This window comes from Streptomyces sp. NPDC027962 (assembly GCF_055566095.1).
The window spans coordinates 1-16,370 of sequence record NZ_JBVHTA010000012.1 but is presented as its reverse complement, the minus strand read 5'-3'; the positions used below and the strand labels follow the sequence as shown (position 1 = coordinate 16,370).

The window sequence follows — 16,370 nt, the reverse complement described above, 5'->3', positions numbered from 1 at the left end:
GGAAGGACTCAACAGTTCGAGGGGATTGAGTCGGGCAGGATTGCCTGTACACGAAAGCCTCCGTCCTCCGTCTGCCCTGCCTCCAGCTTCCCTCCGAGCAGCTCGGCACGCTCTCGCAGTCCGGACAGTCCGTGGCCACCACCTGTGGGGAGTGACTCACAAGGGTTCGCGCCAGCGGAATGGCTGTTGCGTATCTCGACGACGAGCGTGGACGTGGTTCCCGGCACCGTGCTCACGGCGACCGTCACCTCGGCGTTCGGAGCATGCTTTCGTACGTTGGTCAGGGCTTCCTGCACGGTGCGGTATGCCGTGTGATCCACCGCCCCGGTCCACGAGAGGGACGAGACGTCCACCGCATCGAAACGAACCGGCAGGCCGCTTGATTCGACCAAGGCCGGCAGGTCCACGAGGCCAGGTGTCCTGCGTGGCGACCGGAGCGCCCCGACCAGGTGCCGCAGTTCCTCCAGGGTGGCGGTACTGAGTCTCCGGATCGTCATCGCGCCTTCTTGGCTGTCCCTGTCCTTCGCCGTCGCCTCAAGTGCCCCTGCCTGGACCGCGATCAGGCTGATCTGGTGGGAGACGACGTCATGCATCTCCCGCGCCAGGCGTGCCCGTTCCTCGGCGGCGGCCATTTCGGAGAGCAGCTCCCGCTCCCGGTCCCGGGCACGCGCCAGCTCCGCGATCTGCTCGCACAGCTGGGCACGGGCTCGCGCGAGCCGGCCGACCGCGGTCGGGCCGGCGCTCAGCATCGCGGCCGAGAGCACGCCGAACAGGACTTCCTCGTACGTCCACTCGCCGTCCTGGGTCGGCCACCACGGCCAGAGACCCGCCAGGAAGACCAGCACAGCGCAGCACACCACGGTCCGCAGGGGGCGGATGTCCTTCGCCACCTGGTAGAGGGCGGCCATCGGGGCGATCAGCAGGTAGCCGGTGAGGGCCGCGGGCAGCGTCGCCGCGAGCACGGCCACCGGCAGGCGGTGGCGGAGTAGCAGTACTGCCACGGACGCTGTGTGCCAGGCGAGTTCCAGCGGGGTGGCGACGCGGCAGACGGTCAGCAGCTCGGCCGCCGACGGGACCAGGACTATGGCGGATTCGAGGCGGGGAGAGACCCTCATGGCCTGGGGGCGGTGCGGGCGTTCTGGTGCGCGAGTACCGCCGCCTGGACACGGTTGGACAGGCCGAGCTTGGTGTAGATGGAGCTGACGTGGTCCTTGGCGGTGGCCGCACTCATCAGCAGCTCGTGGCCGATCTCCGCGTTGGACAGGCCCTCCCCGAGGAGCGACAGCACCTCTCGTTCGCGCTCGGTGAGCTTGTCCATGCGGGGGTCGAGCTGCCGGCCGCTGAGGTAGCCGCCAACCACGTTGGAGGCCACGGCGGGTGACAGGACCGTTCCGCCCGAGAAGAGCGTGCGGACCGCGTGGGCCAGCCCCTGTGGTGCGGTGTCCTTCAACAGGAAGCCTGCCGCGCCCGTACGAAGAGCTGCTGCTATCTCCCCGTCGCCGGAGAATGTCGTCAGCATGGCCACCACAGGAGGGCGGGGACGGGCATACAGTTCGGTGAGCACGCTCAGACCGTCCCTGCGTGGCATCCGCACGTCGAGCAGCACCACGTCCGGGCGGTGCCGCATGACCATCTCGACCGCCTCCGGGCCGTCGCAGGTCACCGGCACCGTGATGTCCGGCTCGGCGTCCAGAATCCGTTGCAGGCCAGAGCGCAACAGCACCTCGTCGTCGACGATCAACACCCGGATCACGTGGGTCCCCCTGTGTCTTGCGGTCACCTCAACATAACAAGGCCGCGCAACCCTGAGATCAGTCATTCCAGGCGATAGAACCCCGCCGAACGGCGGGGGAAGGAGCCACCGCTCGGCGGGGGCGGGACCTTCGACAGGCGGAGGTTGGGCAGGGCTGCGTGTGCCTACCCTGCCCATTCGCCGGACCGGAACCGTTCGTCGGTCCGGAATGACCACTTTGAACAGGGGAATGAGCATGCCTCACATCCGTACGCTGCCGCGCGCCCTCATGGCGTTCTCGGTCGCCGCACTGCTGGCCGTCGCGTCGGTCGCGCTGCTGACCACCGGTGGCGCGTCCCACGCCGAGGCCCTGCCGACGGCGTTCTCGGCGGACCTGACCACGACGTTCGGCGTCAGCGCGTACGCCGCCAAGAAGATCGTCGACGCGGTCAACAGCCCGTGGGCCATGGCGCTGAGTGTCGCCCTGCTGCCGCTGGGCCTCGGCGGTGCCGCGCTGACCATCCGCGCCACCTGGGCCACCTTCGTCGCCACCATCGGCAAGAAGGCCGCCACCGGCGCCATGGTCGGCTGGTAGTAGACAGAGCACGACACTGATCGGGCGGATCGGCAGAGGACCGGGAAATGACCATCTGGAGTCTGTGGCGGCTGGATCGGCAGCGCCGCATCCGTGTGTGGTGCGCGCGCTTCCCCTGGCTGCCGTCCGGTCCTGCCCGCATACGGGGAACGGCGGTCGCTGCGGCGACCGCCGTTTTCCTCCTGGTCGCGCTGGTCTGCGCCGGGGCCGGCCAGCTCGCGGGAGTCGAACGCTCCCGGCCCGCGCTCGATGTCACCTGGGCCGGGCTCGTCGTCCTGGTCGCGCTGGCCGGGTTCTCGGTCACATCCGTGCGCGACGCCCTGCTCGTACCGGATGCCGCGCTGCTGCGGGGACTGCCGGTATCCGGCGTACACATCGCCGTGGTCCGGCTGCTCCTGCCGGCGGCCCTGTACGCGGCATGTGGCGGCCTGCTCATCGGGGGCGGCGTCACCACCGGTGCCGTACTGGCAGGTGTGCTCCCGCTGGGCTCGGCCTCAGGCATGCTGCTGTGGGGCACCGTGTGCGCGCTCGGCGTCGCCCTCCTCGCCCGCGCCTGCGCCGTACTCCTGTTCCGACTCGGCCTCCTGGCTCCCGCCGCCTGGAACGCCCCGCTGCTCACCCTGCTCGGCGGCTGCCGGCACCTGGTGCTCGCCGCGGCCGCCCTCGCCCTCGTCGGGGACGTACGCGACGCCGAGGAGCCGGTCCGCGCGCTCGCGGCCGAGATCTCCCGCCGGGCGGGAACTCCGGGTGCCGCCTCCGCGCTGGTCCTGCTCACCGTGGGCTGTGCCGCGGGTGCGCTCGCCGTGTTCGCGATGCGCCGCACCGATCCACACACCGTCCAGCAGCGCATGACCACCCCCGGCACCTGGCGCGTCACCCAGCCGCTCCCGACGGCTCCCGACGCGGCGCTGCGGGCGAAGGACCTCCGCGTGCTGGTGCGCCGCGGCCCCCAGGTGTGGGAGCTGCTCGCCGGAGTCGCCGTCTTCGTGCCGGCCCTGGCCGTCTGCGTCGGCTCGCTGGCCGTGCTCGGCCCCTCCGCCCGCTCGGGACCGCTCGCCCAGGCTCTGGTCACCATGCTGGTGGCCTCACTCATCGGTACGGTCCTGGGCCTGCTCGGCGAGGTGCTCGCCCCGGTGATCAGCATGGACACCGAGGGCCCCGCCGGTCAGCTGCTGCGGACCATCCCCGGTGCGCTCGACCGGCTGCGGTCGGTGCGAGCGGGTGCCTGCACCCTGGTCGGCACCGCCGTCGGCATCGGCATGCTGCTCGTGGCGCAGCCGGCCCTGGCCCTGCCACCGTCGGCGGTCGCCGCGCTGGCCCCCGTGGTCCTCGGCAGCGCTGCCATCGACGCCACGGTCCTGGTGATCGTCTCGGGGAACCATCCGGCGCCCCTGCGCCCCGAGATCGTACTGCCTCACCCCGAACCCCAGGTGCGCGCCGCCTCGATGACGGCGACCGCGCTGTGGGTGAGCCTCGGCGGCCCGCTCGCGGCAGGTCTCGGCTACCTCGTACCCGACTTCTGGCCGCTGGCGGTGGCCGGCTGTCTGCTCGTCCTCGTCCTCGCCCGCCCCGCCGGAGCGGCCCTGCCGCGCTGGTGGGCCGCCCGTGGCACCCACTCCGCCCACCCGCCCCTGCCCGTACCCGCGACGCGCCGCGCACCGGATGCCCCAGCCCGCCCCGAAACGGATGCCCATGCTCAGCTTTGAATCGGTCCGCGTCAGCTACCCGCAGACAGGGACCGCGGCTCTCGACGGCGTCTCCTTCAGCGTCTCCCCGGGGGACTGTGTGGTCCTCGGCGGAGGCAACGGCGCGGGCAAGTCGACGATCCTGCGGACCGCGGCAGGTCTCACCGAGCCCGACGAGGGCCTGGCGCTGATAGCAGGAGCACCGGCCGGATCACCGGACGCCCGGTCCAAAGTAGGCTTCGTCGCCGACAAGCCCCCGCTGTACGACGTCCTCAGCCCCGTCGAACACATCGAACTGCTCTCCCGGCTGTGGCAGTTGACGCCAGGAACGGCCGACCGGCTGCGGCGGTTCCGGCTGGACGAGGTCGCCGACCGTCCCGTACGTACCCTGTCCCTCGGCCAGCGCCAGCGCCTCGCCCTGGCGGTGGCGACGCTGCACGAGCCCGAACTCCTCCTCCTTGACGAGCCGTTCAACGGCCTCGACGCCGCGACGGCCGGGATCCTGCGCGAGACGCTGCGCGCCCACCTCGCGACCGGAGGAGCCGTCCTGGTCGCGACCCACACGTTCGAACCGCTGGTCACCATCGCCACCCGGGCCCTCCGGGTGGACCGGGGCCGCCTCGTCGGCCAGTACGAGGACCCGGATGCCCTTGCCGCGCTGCGCCGGCACTTGGCGATGGAAGAAGAGGGGGCCTCTCCATGACCGGCCAGGCGGTGGACGCTCCGGTGTCCTCCTCCCGTACCTCCCATACGGCTCTGGCGGCGGCCGCAGCCGTCGTCCTGCCACTGCTCGCGGGTGCGCAGTCCGGCCGACTCCTCGGTACGGCCGAGCACCTGGGAGCCGAGGGGCGTGGCGCGCTCAGCATCTGGGCGCACAACGCCGGCCTCGCCGTGACGACCGCTGTCCTGGGCCTGCTCTCGCTCGGGCTGCTGACCCTGCTGATGGCAGGCGTCGGATGGTTCGTCAACGGGTACGCCCTCGGCTCCTACCTGGGCAGCGGACACGATCTGGCCGAGCTGCTGAGCCGAATGCCCCATCTGGTACCGGAACTCGGCGCATTCGTCCTGGCCACGGCGGTCGGGCTGTCCGGCGCCGCGCGCGCCTTGGCGTCCGTCCGAGGTCGCCCGCTCCCACCCCGGCGGAAGTGGGCCCGCGACAGCGGGCTGCGCCTCGCGGCGGCGACGGTTCTCCTGATACCCGCCGCAGTCCTCGAAGCGGCCACCTGACCACCCCGCCGTCCGCTGCCACCCCGACCACCCTTCGCGCCATGGAGATTCACCCATGAACACCCCCGACCCCAGCCGCCCCCGGCGCGGTATCGCCCTGGTCGGTGCCGTAGTGCCACCACCCGCGGCCCTGTTCGCCCTGATCCTGCTGCCCGGCCTGTACGGGCCTGGCGCCGCGCTCGGTCTGCTGGCGGCCGGAGCGGTACTCACCTCCGGGATGCTCGCTCCCGGCCCCTGTCTGCTGCTGCGTATCTGCGGCGTGCTCGGGATGCTCGGTGGACTGGCTCTGATCGTGGCGGAGGCGTCGTGACGACCTCGATGGCGTCCCCACCCCGGCTCCCGGAGGCGGAGGACGGCACGGCGGCGGGTCCGCAGGCACCCCGCCCATGGCTGGTTCTGGCCGCGCCCGGCGCCGTCTTCCAGGCCGTGGCCGAAGGCAGCGGACCTCGACGTGCCCTGCGCGCCCTGCTGTTCACCCTGCCCCTCATGCCCGTCGTCTTCGCCTTCCTGGTGCATGGCGGCATACGGTCCGCGCTCCTGGAGGATCCGGCACTCGCCGACCGGGCGGGCGCGGCCGGCTATCTCGCGGTGCTGGCAGGAGTGGTGCTGTGCGTGGTGCAGGTGGCGCTCATGACCGCCAACTACGCCATGTTCGCTGTGGTCGTACGCATCGGAGGTGACGCCAAACCCGCGCACCGGAAGATGCTCGCCGTCTGGGCCTACGCCTGTTTCCCGCTGATTCTGCGTCAGCTCTGCTATGTGCTGGTGATCGCCACCGCCGGCCCCGAGTGGCTCACGGCGCACGCCGGAGTCATCGGCGTGGCCGACCCGTTCCTGGCCGCGGTCGCCGTGCTGTTCTTCATCGGCTGTCGCAAGGGGCTGGGGCTCACCTTCGCCCGATCGGCCGTCGTCACCGCCCTGACCACGGTCATCGGCGCCGTGGGCGCGCTCGTCGGAGGTGTCGCGCTGTGAGCGGACCGGCTGTCGTACTCGACGGCGTGGGCGTCCAACTGGGCGGGCGCCCTGTCCTCGACTCGTTGAGCCTGCGCATCCCACGCGGCCAGGTCACCGGCCTGATCGGCCCCAACGGGGCGGGGAAGTCGACCGCGCTGCGCGTGATGCTCGGCCTGCTGCGGCCGCAGCGGGGCGAGGGCAGCATCCTCGGACACCCGCTGTCCGACCCCGCGGCCTATCTGCCGAAGGTGGGGGCGTTCATCGACGGCCCGGCCGTCGACCCCGCGCTCACCGGCCGCGCCAATCTGCGGGTCCTGGCGCGCCTGTCAGGCACCCCCGAGCACCGTATCGACGAACTCCTGGAGACCGTGGGGCTCACGGACGCCGCCCGCCGCAAGGTACGCGGCTACTCCCTCGGCATGAAGCAGCGCCTCGGTATCGCCGGCGCCCTGCTGAAGGACCCCGAGCTGCTGGTGCTCGACGAACCGACCAACGGCCTCGACCCGTTCAGCTCCGCCCGGCTGCTGAACCTCGTGAAGGAACAGGCGGAGACGGGCCACACCGTGGTGATCTCCAGCCACGTCCTGGCCGACCTGGAGTCGGTGTGCGACCACTTCGTACTGATCGACGGCGGCACCTGCCGTATCGACAGCCCCCGTGCCCAGGTGCTCGGACTGGGCAGGAGCGGTCTGCGGGTCGTCCCCGCCGACCCGGCCATGCTCGCCGCGGTCGTACGCACCGCGCAGTCTCTGGGTCTCACGGCCGCCCCGTACGACGACCACGTCGTGGTGGCCGCGGACCGCGGCAGGGCGGCGGAACTCAACCGCGCCCTGATCACCGCCGACATCGACGTCGTCGAGGTCAGCGAGCAGCAGGCAGATCTCTTCCAGGCGTTCGCCGCGGCGATCGGTGGCGCCCCCCACCCGGGAGGCAAGGCATGACCGGAGTGTTCACGGCCGAACTGACCCGCCTGTCCAGGCCGTCCCCCATCGTGACCGCGCTGTGCGCAGTCACGGCGCCCGTCCTCGCGGTCACCGTCCTCGCCCTGCTGGTGCCGGGGCGAGCGGCGCCCGGGGCGATGGCGGACGGCACCGCCCGCATGCCGATGGACCTCGTGGCACTGACCGAGCCGGAGGGAGCGTCCGCCGCGGTCCGGCTGCTCGCTCCACAGCTCGCCATCGTCGCCTACTGTCTGTTCGCGCTTTCCGCCGGACGCGACCTCACCCATGCCACAGCCCGCGCGGCACGGCTCCAGGGACCTTCGGCCCGGCGCATCCACTTCGCCAGACTGCTGGTCCTGGGTGCGGTCACGGCCCTGGTGGGCGCGTTGGCCCTCCTGCTCTCGATGCTGACCGGCGGTGCGATGGCACTCTCGCGCGGCGCCTCCCTGGACTCGTGGGCATCGGCGGCAGCGCTCGGCGCGCTCGTCGAGCAGTGGGCGGGGCTCACTCTGGCCTCCTGCTGTCTGGGCGCTCTCGGCGCGCTGGTCGCGCTCGTGACCCGCTCGGGCGGCGCCGCGATCGGGATCGGTCTTGTGACGCTACTCCTGGTCGACCCGCTGCTGTCGGTCTGGCAGCCACTGCGCGGGCTGACTCCCGGCGCCCTGGTCAACCAGGTGGCGTGGTGCGCCTCGGACCGGGGCGTGGCCGTGACGGTCGTCGCGGCCACGACCGTCGTCGCGGCCTGGCTCGGCGCAGTCGCGTACCAGCGCCGCAGCGCGACGGCCTGAGCCGGCTCGACCGGCTCTCCTGCTCCGCCCAGAACCTCGTCGTCGTCACCGAACCGCGGGACCACGGTGTCCGACTCCGACCATGACGTCCGTCTTCGCAGACCCGCGCTGCGAGTTCGCACTCGTCACTGTCCGCGGCACCGGGCGGTGACGCCGCTGGTCAGCGGCGTCGCTTGTGGCCGCTCCTGGCAGCAGGGTGCCCGCGTTCGTGGCTGCGTCGGAGCGTTCCTCCCCGGGAAGCTCGGTGACGTTCCGGGGCAGCCAGGAGAGCAGGACCTCGTCCACGTGGCGCGCCTCCCACAGACCCAGCCGGCCGTCGGCCGTCGCCCGGTGCCGGTAGTCCAGCATCGCCTCGGCCGTGAACCCGTCCACCGGCAGCCTGCTCCCCGGCCCACCGGACCAGGCGGTCGACCAGCAGCCCGGTCGCGGCCTCGAACTCCTCCTCGGCTTCGGGCGCGGACCTCATCCGCATCTCCCCCGTCCCACCTGTCCGCCGCAGTCCTTACGGTGGCACGCTACCGCCGGGAGCCCTTCGTCAGCGGGCGTTCGAGTCGGGCTCCGGACGCGGGAGTTCGTCGAGGTCGAGGGTGAAGGTGCGGCCGTCGGCCAGGGGGATGGGGAGCTTGCCCGTGCCGTACTTGTGGGTGTGCGCCGCGATGTAACCGGTGGCGGTCGGCTGGGTGTGAAGGACGACTTCCTGGGCGTAGGGGTCCACGACCAGGTAGATCGGGATTCCGTAGCTGCCGTACTTCGCGGTGCAGTCGTCGTAGTCCTTGCGTGCGGAAGAGGTCGAGACGACCTCGGAGATCAGCAGGACGTCCTCGAAGCTGTAGCGCTTGCCTACCTTGCGTGCGTCCTCGCGCAGGATCGCGAGGTCGGGGGCGGAGTTCTCGTCGGCGGGGAAGTCGATGTAGACGTCGGAGGTGACCTTCGCGTGACGGCCAAGGGCAAGAGCGGAGTCGATCTGCATCGACCTGATGGTGCTGGAGTGCTCTTCGCTCTGCGGGGTCATGATCACCTTTCCGTCGGCCCCGAACAGGACCGTGTACCCCTTGGGGAACTCGGTGTGCACGATCGCGTCGACGCTCATGGACGGCTCCTTCCCGTGTGTGGTCAGGATACGACGGACAGTGCCGCGTCACCGAGCCCGTCGGTACGGCCGGCAGACCGGTCCGGACAGGTTGTGCGGCCCGCTCACCGCCGCTGCCGGAGATCCGCAGCGGGGCCTGTCGCACGACATGGGAATAGGTAGGCCAGCAAGGTGTCGGCTGGGTGACCGCGTCACCGGAGCCGGTGACGGCGGTCCGCACGGCGAAGCAGTTTCTGACGTATGTCTCCGCGGGCCCGTTCCAGTACGCGGTCGCCGAGGCGCTGCGTCTGCCGGACTCGTACTTCGACGGGCTCCGCAAGGACCTGCGGGCGAAGCGCGACCTGCTGAGCGAGGGGCTCGCCGCGGCCGGTTTCGGGGTGCAGCGTCCGGCGGGTACGTACTTCGTCACCACGGACATCCGGCCGCTGGGCGAGTCCGACGGGTTCGCGTTCTGCCGTGCGCTCCCGGAGCGCTGCGGGGTGGTCGCCATTCCGAACGCGGTCTTCTACGACCAACCCGGGCAGGGCGCCCCGTTCGTCCGCTTCGCGTTCTGCAAGCGCGTCGACGTCCTCGAGGAGGCGGTCGCGCGCCTCAAGTCACCGGTCTCCTGAGGGCGAGCCGCCCCGCGAACGCGGAGGCCCGGCGGGGCCGCGGTCGTGAAGACCGCGGCCCCGCCGGGCCTTGTCGCGTGGGGACGCCTCAGGCGTCGTCGGCGGGCTTCTCGTCCTCCTGGACGGCCAGGCCGAGCTGCTCCGCGAGCCACTTGTCGAACTCGATCGACGCGCGCACCCAGCTGACCGTCGACGACACGAAGTGCTCGAGGCTCACGCCCGTGCCGATCAGCATCTGCGCCTCGCCGATGAGACGGATCGTCGGCAGTTCGGCGCCCTCCTCCTCGTGGAGGTGGGTGTAGACCTTCGGCCACAGGGTCCTGCGGTTCCAGTCGTCGATCGCGTCGAGGATCTTGGCCTTCTCCGTGACCGCGTGCGGCCGGTCGTAGAAGGTCCGCACCGAGAAGACCTGCTGCTCGTCCTCGCCGCGGAACATGAAGTACGTGCGGAAGTCCTCCCACGGCGCCGCGAGGTCGCCCTCGTCGTCGACGACGTACTTCAGCTCCATCTGGTCGAGAAGCTGCTTGACGAGATCCTGATCGGGAACGACGGGGCCCGCCGGTCCTGCGGCCTGGGGCTGGGGCTTGCCCCCGAAATTCGGAATCGAGGACGGATCGATGGTCACCGTGTATTTCCCTTCGTACGGATGCGGCCATCCTCTCCCATCCCCGGCGGGGGGTGGCAAGCCCCGTCGCCCGCGATCCGCTGCGGGCTGACAAAGATCCGGCCGCCGGACCACAAGGGCACCGGCGGCCGGGGATGTCGCACGCGAGCCGTTACTGCGCCGCGCCGACGACGAGGCCGTCCTCGACACGGTCCACCCGTACGGTGTCGCCGTCCTTGATCTCGCCCGCGAGGATCTCCTTGGCGAGGCGGTCGCCGATCGCCGTCTGGATCAGCCTGCGCAGCGGCCGCGCACCGTACGCGGGATCGTTGCCCTCCTCGGCGAGCCAGGCCAGGGCCTCCGGCGTGACGTCCAGGGTCAGCCGGCGGTCCGCCAGGCGCTTGGCGAGCCGGCCGATCTGCAGCTCGGCGATGTGCGCCAGCTCGTCCTCGGACAGGGCGGAGAAGACCACCACGTCGTCGAGCCGGTTGAGGAACTCCGGCTTGAAGGACGCCCTCACCACATCCAAGACCTGCTGCTTCTTCTGCTCCGCCGCGGTCGTCGGGTCCATCAGGTACTGGCTGCCGAGGTTGGAGGTCAGGATCAGGATGGTGTTGCGGAAGTCCACCGTCCTGCCCTGCCCGTCGGTGAGCCGCCCGTCGTCGAGGACCTGGAGCAGGATGTCGAAGACCTCGGGGTGGGCCTTCTCCACCTCGTCGAGCAGCACCACGCTGTACGGACGGCGGCGGACCGCCTCGGTGAGCTGGCCGCCCTCCTCGTAGCCGACATAGCCCGGAGGCGCGCCGACCAGGCGGGCGACGGTGTGCTTCTCCCCGTACTCCGACATGTCGATGCGGACCATCGCCCGCTCGTCGTCGAAGAGGAAGTCGGCCAGCGCCTTCGCCAGCTCGGTCTTGCCGACTCCGGTCGGGCCGAGGAAGAGGAACGAGCCGGTGGGCCGGTCCGGGTCGGCGATCCCCGCCCGCGTCCTGCGCACGGCGTCGGAGACGGCCCGCACGGCCTCGCTCTGGCCGATCAGCCGCCGGCCCAGCTCCTGCTCCATCCGCAGCAGCTTCTGCGTCTCGCCCTCGAGGAGGCGCCCGGCCGGGATGCCGGTCCAGGAGCCGACCACGTCCGCGATGTCGTCGGGGCCGACCTCCTCCTTGACCATGGTGTCCTTCGACGCCTCCTGCTCGGCCTCGGCCCGCGCGGCCTCCTCCAACTCCCGCTCCAGGCCGGGGATCTCCCCGTACAGCAGCTTGGAGGCGGTGTCGAAGTCGCCGTCGCGCTGGGCGCGTTCGGCCTGGCCGCGCAGATCGTCGAGGCGCTCCTTGAGCTCACCGACGCGGTTCAGGCTCTCCTTCTCCTTCTCCCAGCGGGCGGTGAGGCCGCGCAGCTCCTCCTCCTTGTCGGCTAGGTCGCGGCGCAGCTTCTCCAGGCGCTGCTTGGAGGCGGGGTCCGACTCGTTCTTGAGGGCGAGCTCCTCCATCCGCAGCCGGTCGACGGCGCGCTGCAGCTCGTCGATCTCGACGGGCGAGGAGTCGATCTCCATGCGCAGCCGGGACGCCGACTCGTCGACGAGGTCGATGGCCTTGTCCGGCAGGAAGCGGGAGGTGATGTACCGGTCGGAGAGGGTGGCGGCGGCGACGAGCGCGCTGTCGTTGATCTGGACCTTGTGGTGCGCCTCGTAGCGCCCCTTGAGGCCGCGCAGGATCGCGATGGTGTCCTCGACGGTCGGCTCCGCGACCAGCACCTGCTGGAAGCGCCGCTCGAGGGCCGGGTCCTTCTCGACGCGCTCGCGGTACTCGTCGAGGGTGGTCGCGCCGACCATCCGCAGCTCGCCGCGGGCGAGCATCGGCTTCAGCATGTTGCCGGCGTCCATGGCGGAGTCGCCGCCGGCTCCGGCGCCGACGACGGTGTGCAGTTCGTCGATGAAGGTGATGATCTGGCCGTCGCTGTCCTTGATCTCGGACAGGACGGTCTTCAGCCGCTCCTCGAACTCGCCGCGGTACTTCGCGCCGGCGACCATGGCGCCGAGGTCGAGTGCGACGAGCCGCTTGTTGCGCAGCGACTCGGGGACGTCGCCCTTCACGATCCGCTGGGCGAGGCCCTCGACGACGGCGGTCTTGCCGACGCCGGGCTCGCCGATGAGCACCGGGTTGTTCTTCGTGCGCCGCGACAGCACCTGCACGACGCGGCGGATCTCCTGGTCCCGGCCGATGACCGGGTCGAGCTTGCCCTCGCGGGCCGCGGCGGTGAAGTCCGTACCGAACTTCTCCAGCGCCTTGTACTGACCCTCCGGGTCGGGTGTGGTCACCCGGCGCCCTCCCCTTACCTTCTCGAACGCGGCCAGCAGCTTCTTCGCACCTGCGCCCTGCTGGTCCAGCACCTCGCCGACGGCGCCGCCCTTCGCGGCGATGCCGATGAGCAGATGCTCCGTGGACAGGTAGTCGTCCCCGAGCTCCTTGGCGCGCTGCGCGGCGTCCGCGATGACGGCGAGCAGTTCGCGGTTGGGCTGGGGCGGGGCGACGGTGGACCCGGTGACGCTGGGCAGCGACGCGAGGACGCGCTCGCCCCCCGACCGCACCGCGGCCTGGTCCGCGTCGACGGCTGCCAGAAGGTCGATGATGTTCTCGTTGTCCTGCCCCTCGAGCAGCGCCAGGAGCAGATGCGCCGGGGTCAGATCGGGGTGACCCTCGGACACGGCCCGGCTGGTCGCGGCGTTGATCGCGTCCCGGCTCCTGTTGGTCAGCTCTGCGTCCACGTGCGCTCTCTCCTCCTCGCCGATGGGGTTGTCACATCCATACTGACTCCGACAACGTGCACAAAGTTGAGTCTAATCCACTCAGGGTGCTGCCGGACAGGACATCGCCCCACGGAGGTAGGTTCCGCCCCATGGCCATCGACCCTCGCAACCCCGACGCCCCCTACCTCAGCTTCTGGCGCGACCACCACATGTGCACGCTGACGACCCCGCGCCCGGACGGCACTCCGCACGTGGTCGCCGTGGGAGTGACCTACGACCCGGAGGGCGGGAAGGCGCGGGTGATCACCAACAAACACAGCCGCAAGGTCGCGAACGTGCTGGCCGCCGGCCCCGAGGGCGCACGGGTGGCGGTCTGCCAGGTCGACAAGGGCCGCTGGGCGACGCTGGAGGGCGTCGCGACCATCCGCACGGAGGCGGAGGTGGTGGCGGACGCGGTGAGCCGCTACGCGGAGCGGTACGGACGCACCCCGAAGCCGAACCCGGACCGGGTGGTCATCGAGATCGCACTGACCCGCGCGATGGGCCGGGCGTAGCCGCGCCGGGGCGGGACAGGCCGGGCCGGGGGCGGGCCGGCCGGGGCGAGCGGGGCGGGACAGGCCGGGCCGGCCGATTTCAGGCGCGCCTGCCGCCCGAGGCGTTTCCGGGCAGCACAACGGCGCCATCGTGTTTCAGGTCCACGATGGCGCCGCTGTGTGGGGGAAGCACCTGAGCGATTTGAAACGACGGGGGAATCGCTCAGGCACTGCGGGGGGTGGCGGTGGTGTCCGGCTCGGCCAGCTGGTGGTCACGCTGGTCGAGATTGACAAAAATCATGCCGTACCGAATGGCACAGCGGACGGGCTGAGGAGCCCCTCGGGGCCGGCGCAGGCAGCGGTAGGCACGGACATCCTCGTCCTCCTCGCGTGCGACGACGATCGGCTCGCCGAACAGGGTGACCATCAACGAGTCGCCACGATGCGGAATCGCCGTGACGAGGTCGATGAAATGCCACCCGGAGCGGTAGGCCGTCGCCATCTCGCGCCGGAACACGCGATCATCCGGGGGAATGGTCATGCGCCTGAACCCGTCTGCGAGCTGCTTGAACCCGCCCGAGACGGTGCGACGTCCCAGCCGATGTCCCCACCCGACGTTGTTCCGATAGCAGTAGCCGTAGTCATCCCTGCCGGTGCGGTGTCCCAACCGATGTCGCCAGCGGCGGCTACGCCGCCGTAGATCACAGCCGCGGAGAAGGTCGTGGCAAGCACCGAGCGAAGCATTCTCCTGTACATACTCAGCTTCGTCCTCACTTGATGGATTCCTCTCCCCCGCCCTTTCGACGATGCCTCACCCAAGGACACGAATGCCACAGAAGCGATGCATCATGTTCTTGCACGTTCAGGACCCTGGGGGGTGGAGATTTGAGCATAGAAACCACAAATCGGGCGCATCCCCATGGCGTAACCGATATGTGCGAGGCAGGAAGGCGTCTTTACGCCAGTGCACTGCGCTCGGGCCGTGTGACCCGCGCCGAGGCCGCTGTCGCTCCCTGCCTGATGGACTTCGCGCTTCTGCACCCGGATCCAGACGACCCGGAGTGGCTACGCCCCGTTCCGCCGTCCGCAGCACTCGCGCAGCGCCTCCAGCCCATCGAGCGAGAGATCCAGGAGCGGCGGCACCTCACCGTCGAACTGACCGACTCATTCGAGCCGTTCATGAGTATCAGTGCGCAGGACCCTTCAACCACGCACGCCATCACTGTGCTGGAGGGCGTCAGTCGCATCAACGCGGCGCTCGACCTGGCAACCATGGAATGCCACACAGAAGTCTTGACCGTCCAACCCGGCGGAGGGCGCAGCGAACATGTGCTGAGCGAGGCGTTGGAACGCGGGAAGGCCGTCGTCGAACGCGGCATCAGCATCCGCACCTTGTATCAGCACACGGTCCGGCACAGTCTGGGCACCCTCGCCTATGCCGAACAACTCGCTGAGGGCAAGGTGGAAATCCGCACCCTCGAAGAGCTGATCGAACGCTTGATCATCTTTGACCGCACTGTGGCGTACATCCCTGCCCGCTCGGACCGCAGGATCGCGTTGGAGCTGCGCCACCCCGGCTTGGTGGACTACCTGGCTCAAGTCTTCGAACACCTTTGGCGGCGTGCCACACCACTCAACGAGCAACTTCCTTACTCACCGCCTTCCAACGGCGTCACAGGTATACAGCGCTCCATCGCAAGGCTCCTCGTCGAAGGTCACGTCGACGACTCCATCGCCCGCCGCCTCGGGATGAACGTGCGCACCTGCCGCGCCCACATCGCCAAGCTCAACGCCACCCTGGGCAGCGGCAGCCGGGCCCAACTCGGCTACCTCATCGCGCAGTCGGGCATTCTGGACGACAAGGACTGACATGGCACGCTCCGGCCCGTCATGGCGAACCCCGTGCACAACGCCCGGGAATGGACCGGAGGCCCTCGTCATCTTGTTGCACCGCGTGGCCGCGCACAATCGGCCGTGCGCATGGCCTTGCCGGCCGTGGTCACCGCGGCCCCGACGCCACTTCGAGCATCCCCGACCGGGCAATGAGCACACCGAGCTGCACGCGGTTTGCGCTGCCGAGCAATTGGGCGAGGTGCGCGATGTGCTTGCGACACGTCCGCACACTGATTCCTAGCCGCCGGGCCACCACCTCGTCGGTGTGCCCCTCCGCCAGCAGGCGGGATATCGCGAACTGACCCTCTGACACGCTGCCCAGAGAAGACGTCAGCGGTGTGGCTCCCAGCAGAGGCGAAGCCTGGTGCCACATCCACTCGAAGACGGACACGAGGTACTTGACGAGTGTCCCTCCCCTCGTAGCGTGAAGACCGTGACTGCAGGGGAAGTTGGGAGTCATGGCGGAGAAGCGACGGAAGTTCGATCCGGAGTTCCGTGAGGGGGCCGTACGGATCGTCACGGAGACCGGCAAGACGATCGCCGAGGTCGCCGAAGACCTGGGGATCAACGAGACCACCCTGGCGAGCTGGGTCTCCCGCGCCCGTCGGGCAGGAATCGCTCCGGCCGGCGGGAGTGACGAGGTGGAGCGTCTGCGGCGGGAGGTCGCCCAGCTCAAGCGGGAGAACAAGGAACTGGTCATGGAGCGTGATGTCCTCAAACGCTGCATGGTCCTGTGGGTGAAGTAGCCGTGGCGGACCCGGCGGCCGTCGTCGGGGTGATCAGCGACTTCAGGACCGAGCACGGCATTTCGCACCGCGTCTCCTGCCGCGCTCTGGGCGTGAGCGAGGCATGGTTCTACAAGCACCGCACCCGCCAGCCCACCCGGCGTGAGCTGCGCAGACAGCATCTGATCGAAGCAGTGAAGGAGGAGTTCGACGACTCCGGCGGCACCTACGGCTCGCCGAAGATCT

19 protein-coding genes and 2 pseudogenes are annotated in these 16,370 nt (G+C 70.2%); 13 read left to right on the top strand and 8 right to left on the bottom strand.

Annotated features, from left to right (window positions below):
* Positions 1-8 precede the first annotated feature (8 nt).
* Positions 9-1,115, bottom strand: coding sequence for a sensor histidine kinase (locus ACZ4SA_RS13820; RefSeq protein WP_468273539.1), 1,107 nt, complete (start codon positions 1,113-1,115; stop codon positions 9-11).
* Positions 1,112-1,753: a response regulator gene (locus ACZ4SA_RS13815; protein ID WP_468273536.1), complete on the bottom strand. Its 642-nt coding sequence runs from the start codon at positions 1,751-1,753 to the stop codon at positions 1,112-1,114. The genes ACZ4SA_RS13820 and ACZ4SA_RS13815 overlap by 4 nt, the downstream gene beginning before the upstream one ends.
* Before the next feature lie 235 nt (positions 1,754-1,988).
* Here ACZ4SA_RS13815 and ACZ4SA_RS13810 point away from each other — a divergent pair, with 235 nt between their 5' ends.
* Genes ACZ4SA_RS13810 through ACZ4SA_RS13775 form a run of 8 tightly spaced genes read left to right on the top strand, consistent with a single transcriptional unit; the run spans position 1,989 to position 7,922 of the window.
* A complete protein-coding gene (locus tag ACZ4SA_RS13810; protein WP_468273534.1) occupies positions 1,989-2,327 on the top strand; it encodes a hypothetical protein in 339 nt (112 codons plus the stop codon).
* Between the two features lie 47 nt (positions 2,328-2,374).
* The gene (locus ACZ4SA_RS13805; RefSeq protein WP_468273531.1) at positions 2,375-4,033 is read left to right on the top strand and encodes a hypothetical protein; all 1,659 of its coding nucleotides are present in this window, start codon (positions 2,375-2,377) and stop codon (positions 4,031-4,033) included.
* Positions 4,020-4,715 carry an ABC transporter ATP-binding protein gene (locus ACZ4SA_RS13800; RefSeq protein WP_468273529.1) on the top strand — a complete coding sequence of 232 codons (696 nt, stop codon included), beginning with the start codon at positions 4,020-4,022 and terminating at the stop codon, positions 4,713-4,715. The genes ACZ4SA_RS13805 and ACZ4SA_RS13800 overlap by 14 nt, the downstream gene beginning before the upstream one ends.
* Complete coding sequence (locus tag ACZ4SA_RS13795; protein WP_468273526.1) at positions 4,712-5,239, top strand: stage II sporulation protein M; 528 nt, start codon at positions 4,712-4,714, stop codon at positions 5,237-5,239. Before ACZ4SA_RS13800 ends, ACZ4SA_RS13795 begins: the two co-directional genes overlap by 4 nt.
* A gap of 55 nt (positions 5,240-5,294) precedes the next feature.
* Positions 5,295-5,549: a hypothetical protein gene (locus ACZ4SA_RS13790; protein ID WP_468273524.1), complete on the top strand. Its 255-nt coding sequence runs from the start codon at positions 5,295-5,297 to the stop codon at positions 5,547-5,549.
* On the top strand, positions 5,546-6,211 hold the full coding sequence (locus ACZ4SA_RS13785; protein WP_468273522.1) for a YIP1 family protein: 666 nt from the start codon (positions 5,546-5,548) through the stop codon (positions 6,209-6,211). The genes ACZ4SA_RS13790 and ACZ4SA_RS13785 overlap by 4 nt, the downstream gene beginning before the upstream one ends.
* Positions 6,208-7,134, top strand: coding sequence for an ABC transporter ATP-binding protein (locus tag ACZ4SA_RS13780; RefSeq protein ID WP_468273519.1), 927 nt, complete (start codon positions 6,208-6,210; stop codon positions 7,132-7,134). The genes ACZ4SA_RS13785 and ACZ4SA_RS13780 overlap by 4 nt, the downstream gene beginning before the upstream one ends.
* The gene (locus ACZ4SA_RS13775) at positions 7,131-7,922 is read left to right on the top strand and encodes a hypothetical protein (protein ID WP_468273516.1); all 792 of its coding nucleotides are present in this window, start codon (positions 7,131-7,133) and stop codon (positions 7,920-7,922) included. Before ACZ4SA_RS13780 ends, ACZ4SA_RS13775 begins: the two co-directional genes overlap by 4 nt.
* Before the next feature lie 45 nt (positions 7,923-7,967).
* On the opposite strand, the gene ACZ4SA_RS13770 is transcribed toward ACZ4SA_RS13775, so the two are convergent.
* Together ACZ4SA_RS13770 and ACZ4SA_RS13765 are read right to left on the bottom strand one after the other, a co-directional pair.
* Positions 7,968-8,294, bottom strand: a complete 327-nt coding sequence (locus ACZ4SA_RS13770; RefSeq protein WP_468273513.1) for a hypothetical protein — start codon at positions 8,292-8,294, stop codon at positions 7,968-7,970.
* A 163-nt stretch (positions 8,295-8,457) separates the two neighbouring features.
* Positions 8,458-9,012, bottom strand: a complete 555-nt coding sequence (locus ACZ4SA_RS13765; RefSeq protein ID WP_468273511.1) for a Uma2 family endonuclease — start codon at positions 9,010-9,012, stop codon at positions 8,458-8,460.
* A gap of 173 nt (positions 9,013-9,185) precedes the next feature.
* Between ACZ4SA_RS13765 and ACZ4SA_RS13760 the strand changes: the two are divergent.
* A pseudogene (locus tag ACZ4SA_RS13760) lies at positions 9,186-9,623 on the top strand (aminotransferase class I/II-fold pyridoxal phosphate-dependent enzyme); the annotation flags it as partial.
* Positions 9,624-9,711: 88 nt separating this feature from the next.
* Here the strand turns inward: ACZ4SA_RS13760 and ACZ4SA_RS13755 are convergent.
* Both ACZ4SA_RS13755 and clpB read right to left on the bottom strand, forming a co-directional pair.
* Entirely contained in the window at positions 9,712-10,248 is a 537-nt protein-coding gene (locus ACZ4SA_RS13755) for a type III secretion system chaperone family protein (protein WP_468273509.1), read from the bottom strand.
* Between the two features lie 151 nt (positions 10,249-10,399).
* Positions 10,400-12,991: an ATP-dependent chaperone ClpB gene (clpB, locus tag ACZ4SA_RS13750; RefSeq protein WP_468273506.1), complete on the bottom strand. Its 2,592-nt coding sequence runs from the start codon at positions 12,989-12,991 to the stop codon at positions 10,400-10,402.
* Positions 12,992-13,122: 131 nt separating this feature from the next.
* Between clpB and ACZ4SA_RS13745 the strand changes: the two genes are divergently transcribed.
* Positions 13,123-13,527 (top strand): pyridoxamine 5'-phosphate oxidase family protein, encoded by a 405-nt coding sequence (locus ACZ4SA_RS13745; protein ID WP_468273503.1) that lies wholly within the window; start codon positions 13,123-13,125, stop codon positions 13,525-13,527.
* Positions 13,528-13,729: 202 nt separating this feature from the next.
* Here the strand turns inward: ACZ4SA_RS13745 and ACZ4SA_RS13740 are convergent, their stop codons facing one another.
* Positions 13,730-14,047, bottom strand: coding sequence for a Rieske (2Fe-2S) protein (locus tag ACZ4SA_RS13740; protein ID WP_100108277.1), 318 nt, complete (start codon positions 14,045-14,047; stop codon positions 13,730-13,732).
* A gap of 392 nt (positions 14,048-14,439) precedes the next feature.
* On the opposite strand from ACZ4SA_RS13740, the gene ACZ4SA_RS13735 reads away from it, so the two are divergent.
* Positions 14,440-15,375, top strand: a complete 936-nt coding sequence (locus tag ACZ4SA_RS13735; protein ID WP_468273897.1) for a helix-turn-helix transcriptional regulator — start codon at positions 14,440-14,442, stop codon at positions 15,373-15,375.
* A gap of 130 nt (positions 15,376-15,505) precedes the next feature.
* Here the strand turns inward: ACZ4SA_RS13735 and ACZ4SA_RS13730 are convergent, their stop codons facing one another.
* A complete protein-coding gene (locus ACZ4SA_RS13730; protein WP_468273894.1) occupies positions 15,506-15,772 on the bottom strand; it encodes a response regulator transcription factor in 267 nt (88 codons plus the stop codon).
* A gap of 85 nt (positions 15,773-15,857) precedes the next feature.
* Here ACZ4SA_RS13730 and ACZ4SA_RS13725 point away from each other — a divergent pair, with 85 nt between their 5' ends.
* Both ACZ4SA_RS13725 and ACZ4SA_RS13720 read left to right on the top strand, forming a co-directional pair.
* Positions 15,858-16,145, top strand: coding sequence for a transposase (locus tag ACZ4SA_RS13725; protein WP_468273501.1), 288 nt, complete (start codon positions 15,858-15,860; stop codon positions 16,143-16,145).
* A pseudogene (locus ACZ4SA_RS13720) lies at positions 16,133-16,370 on the top strand (hypothetical protein); the annotation flags it as partial. The gene ACZ4SA_RS13725 and the pseudogene ACZ4SA_RS13720, both read left to right, overlap by 13 nt.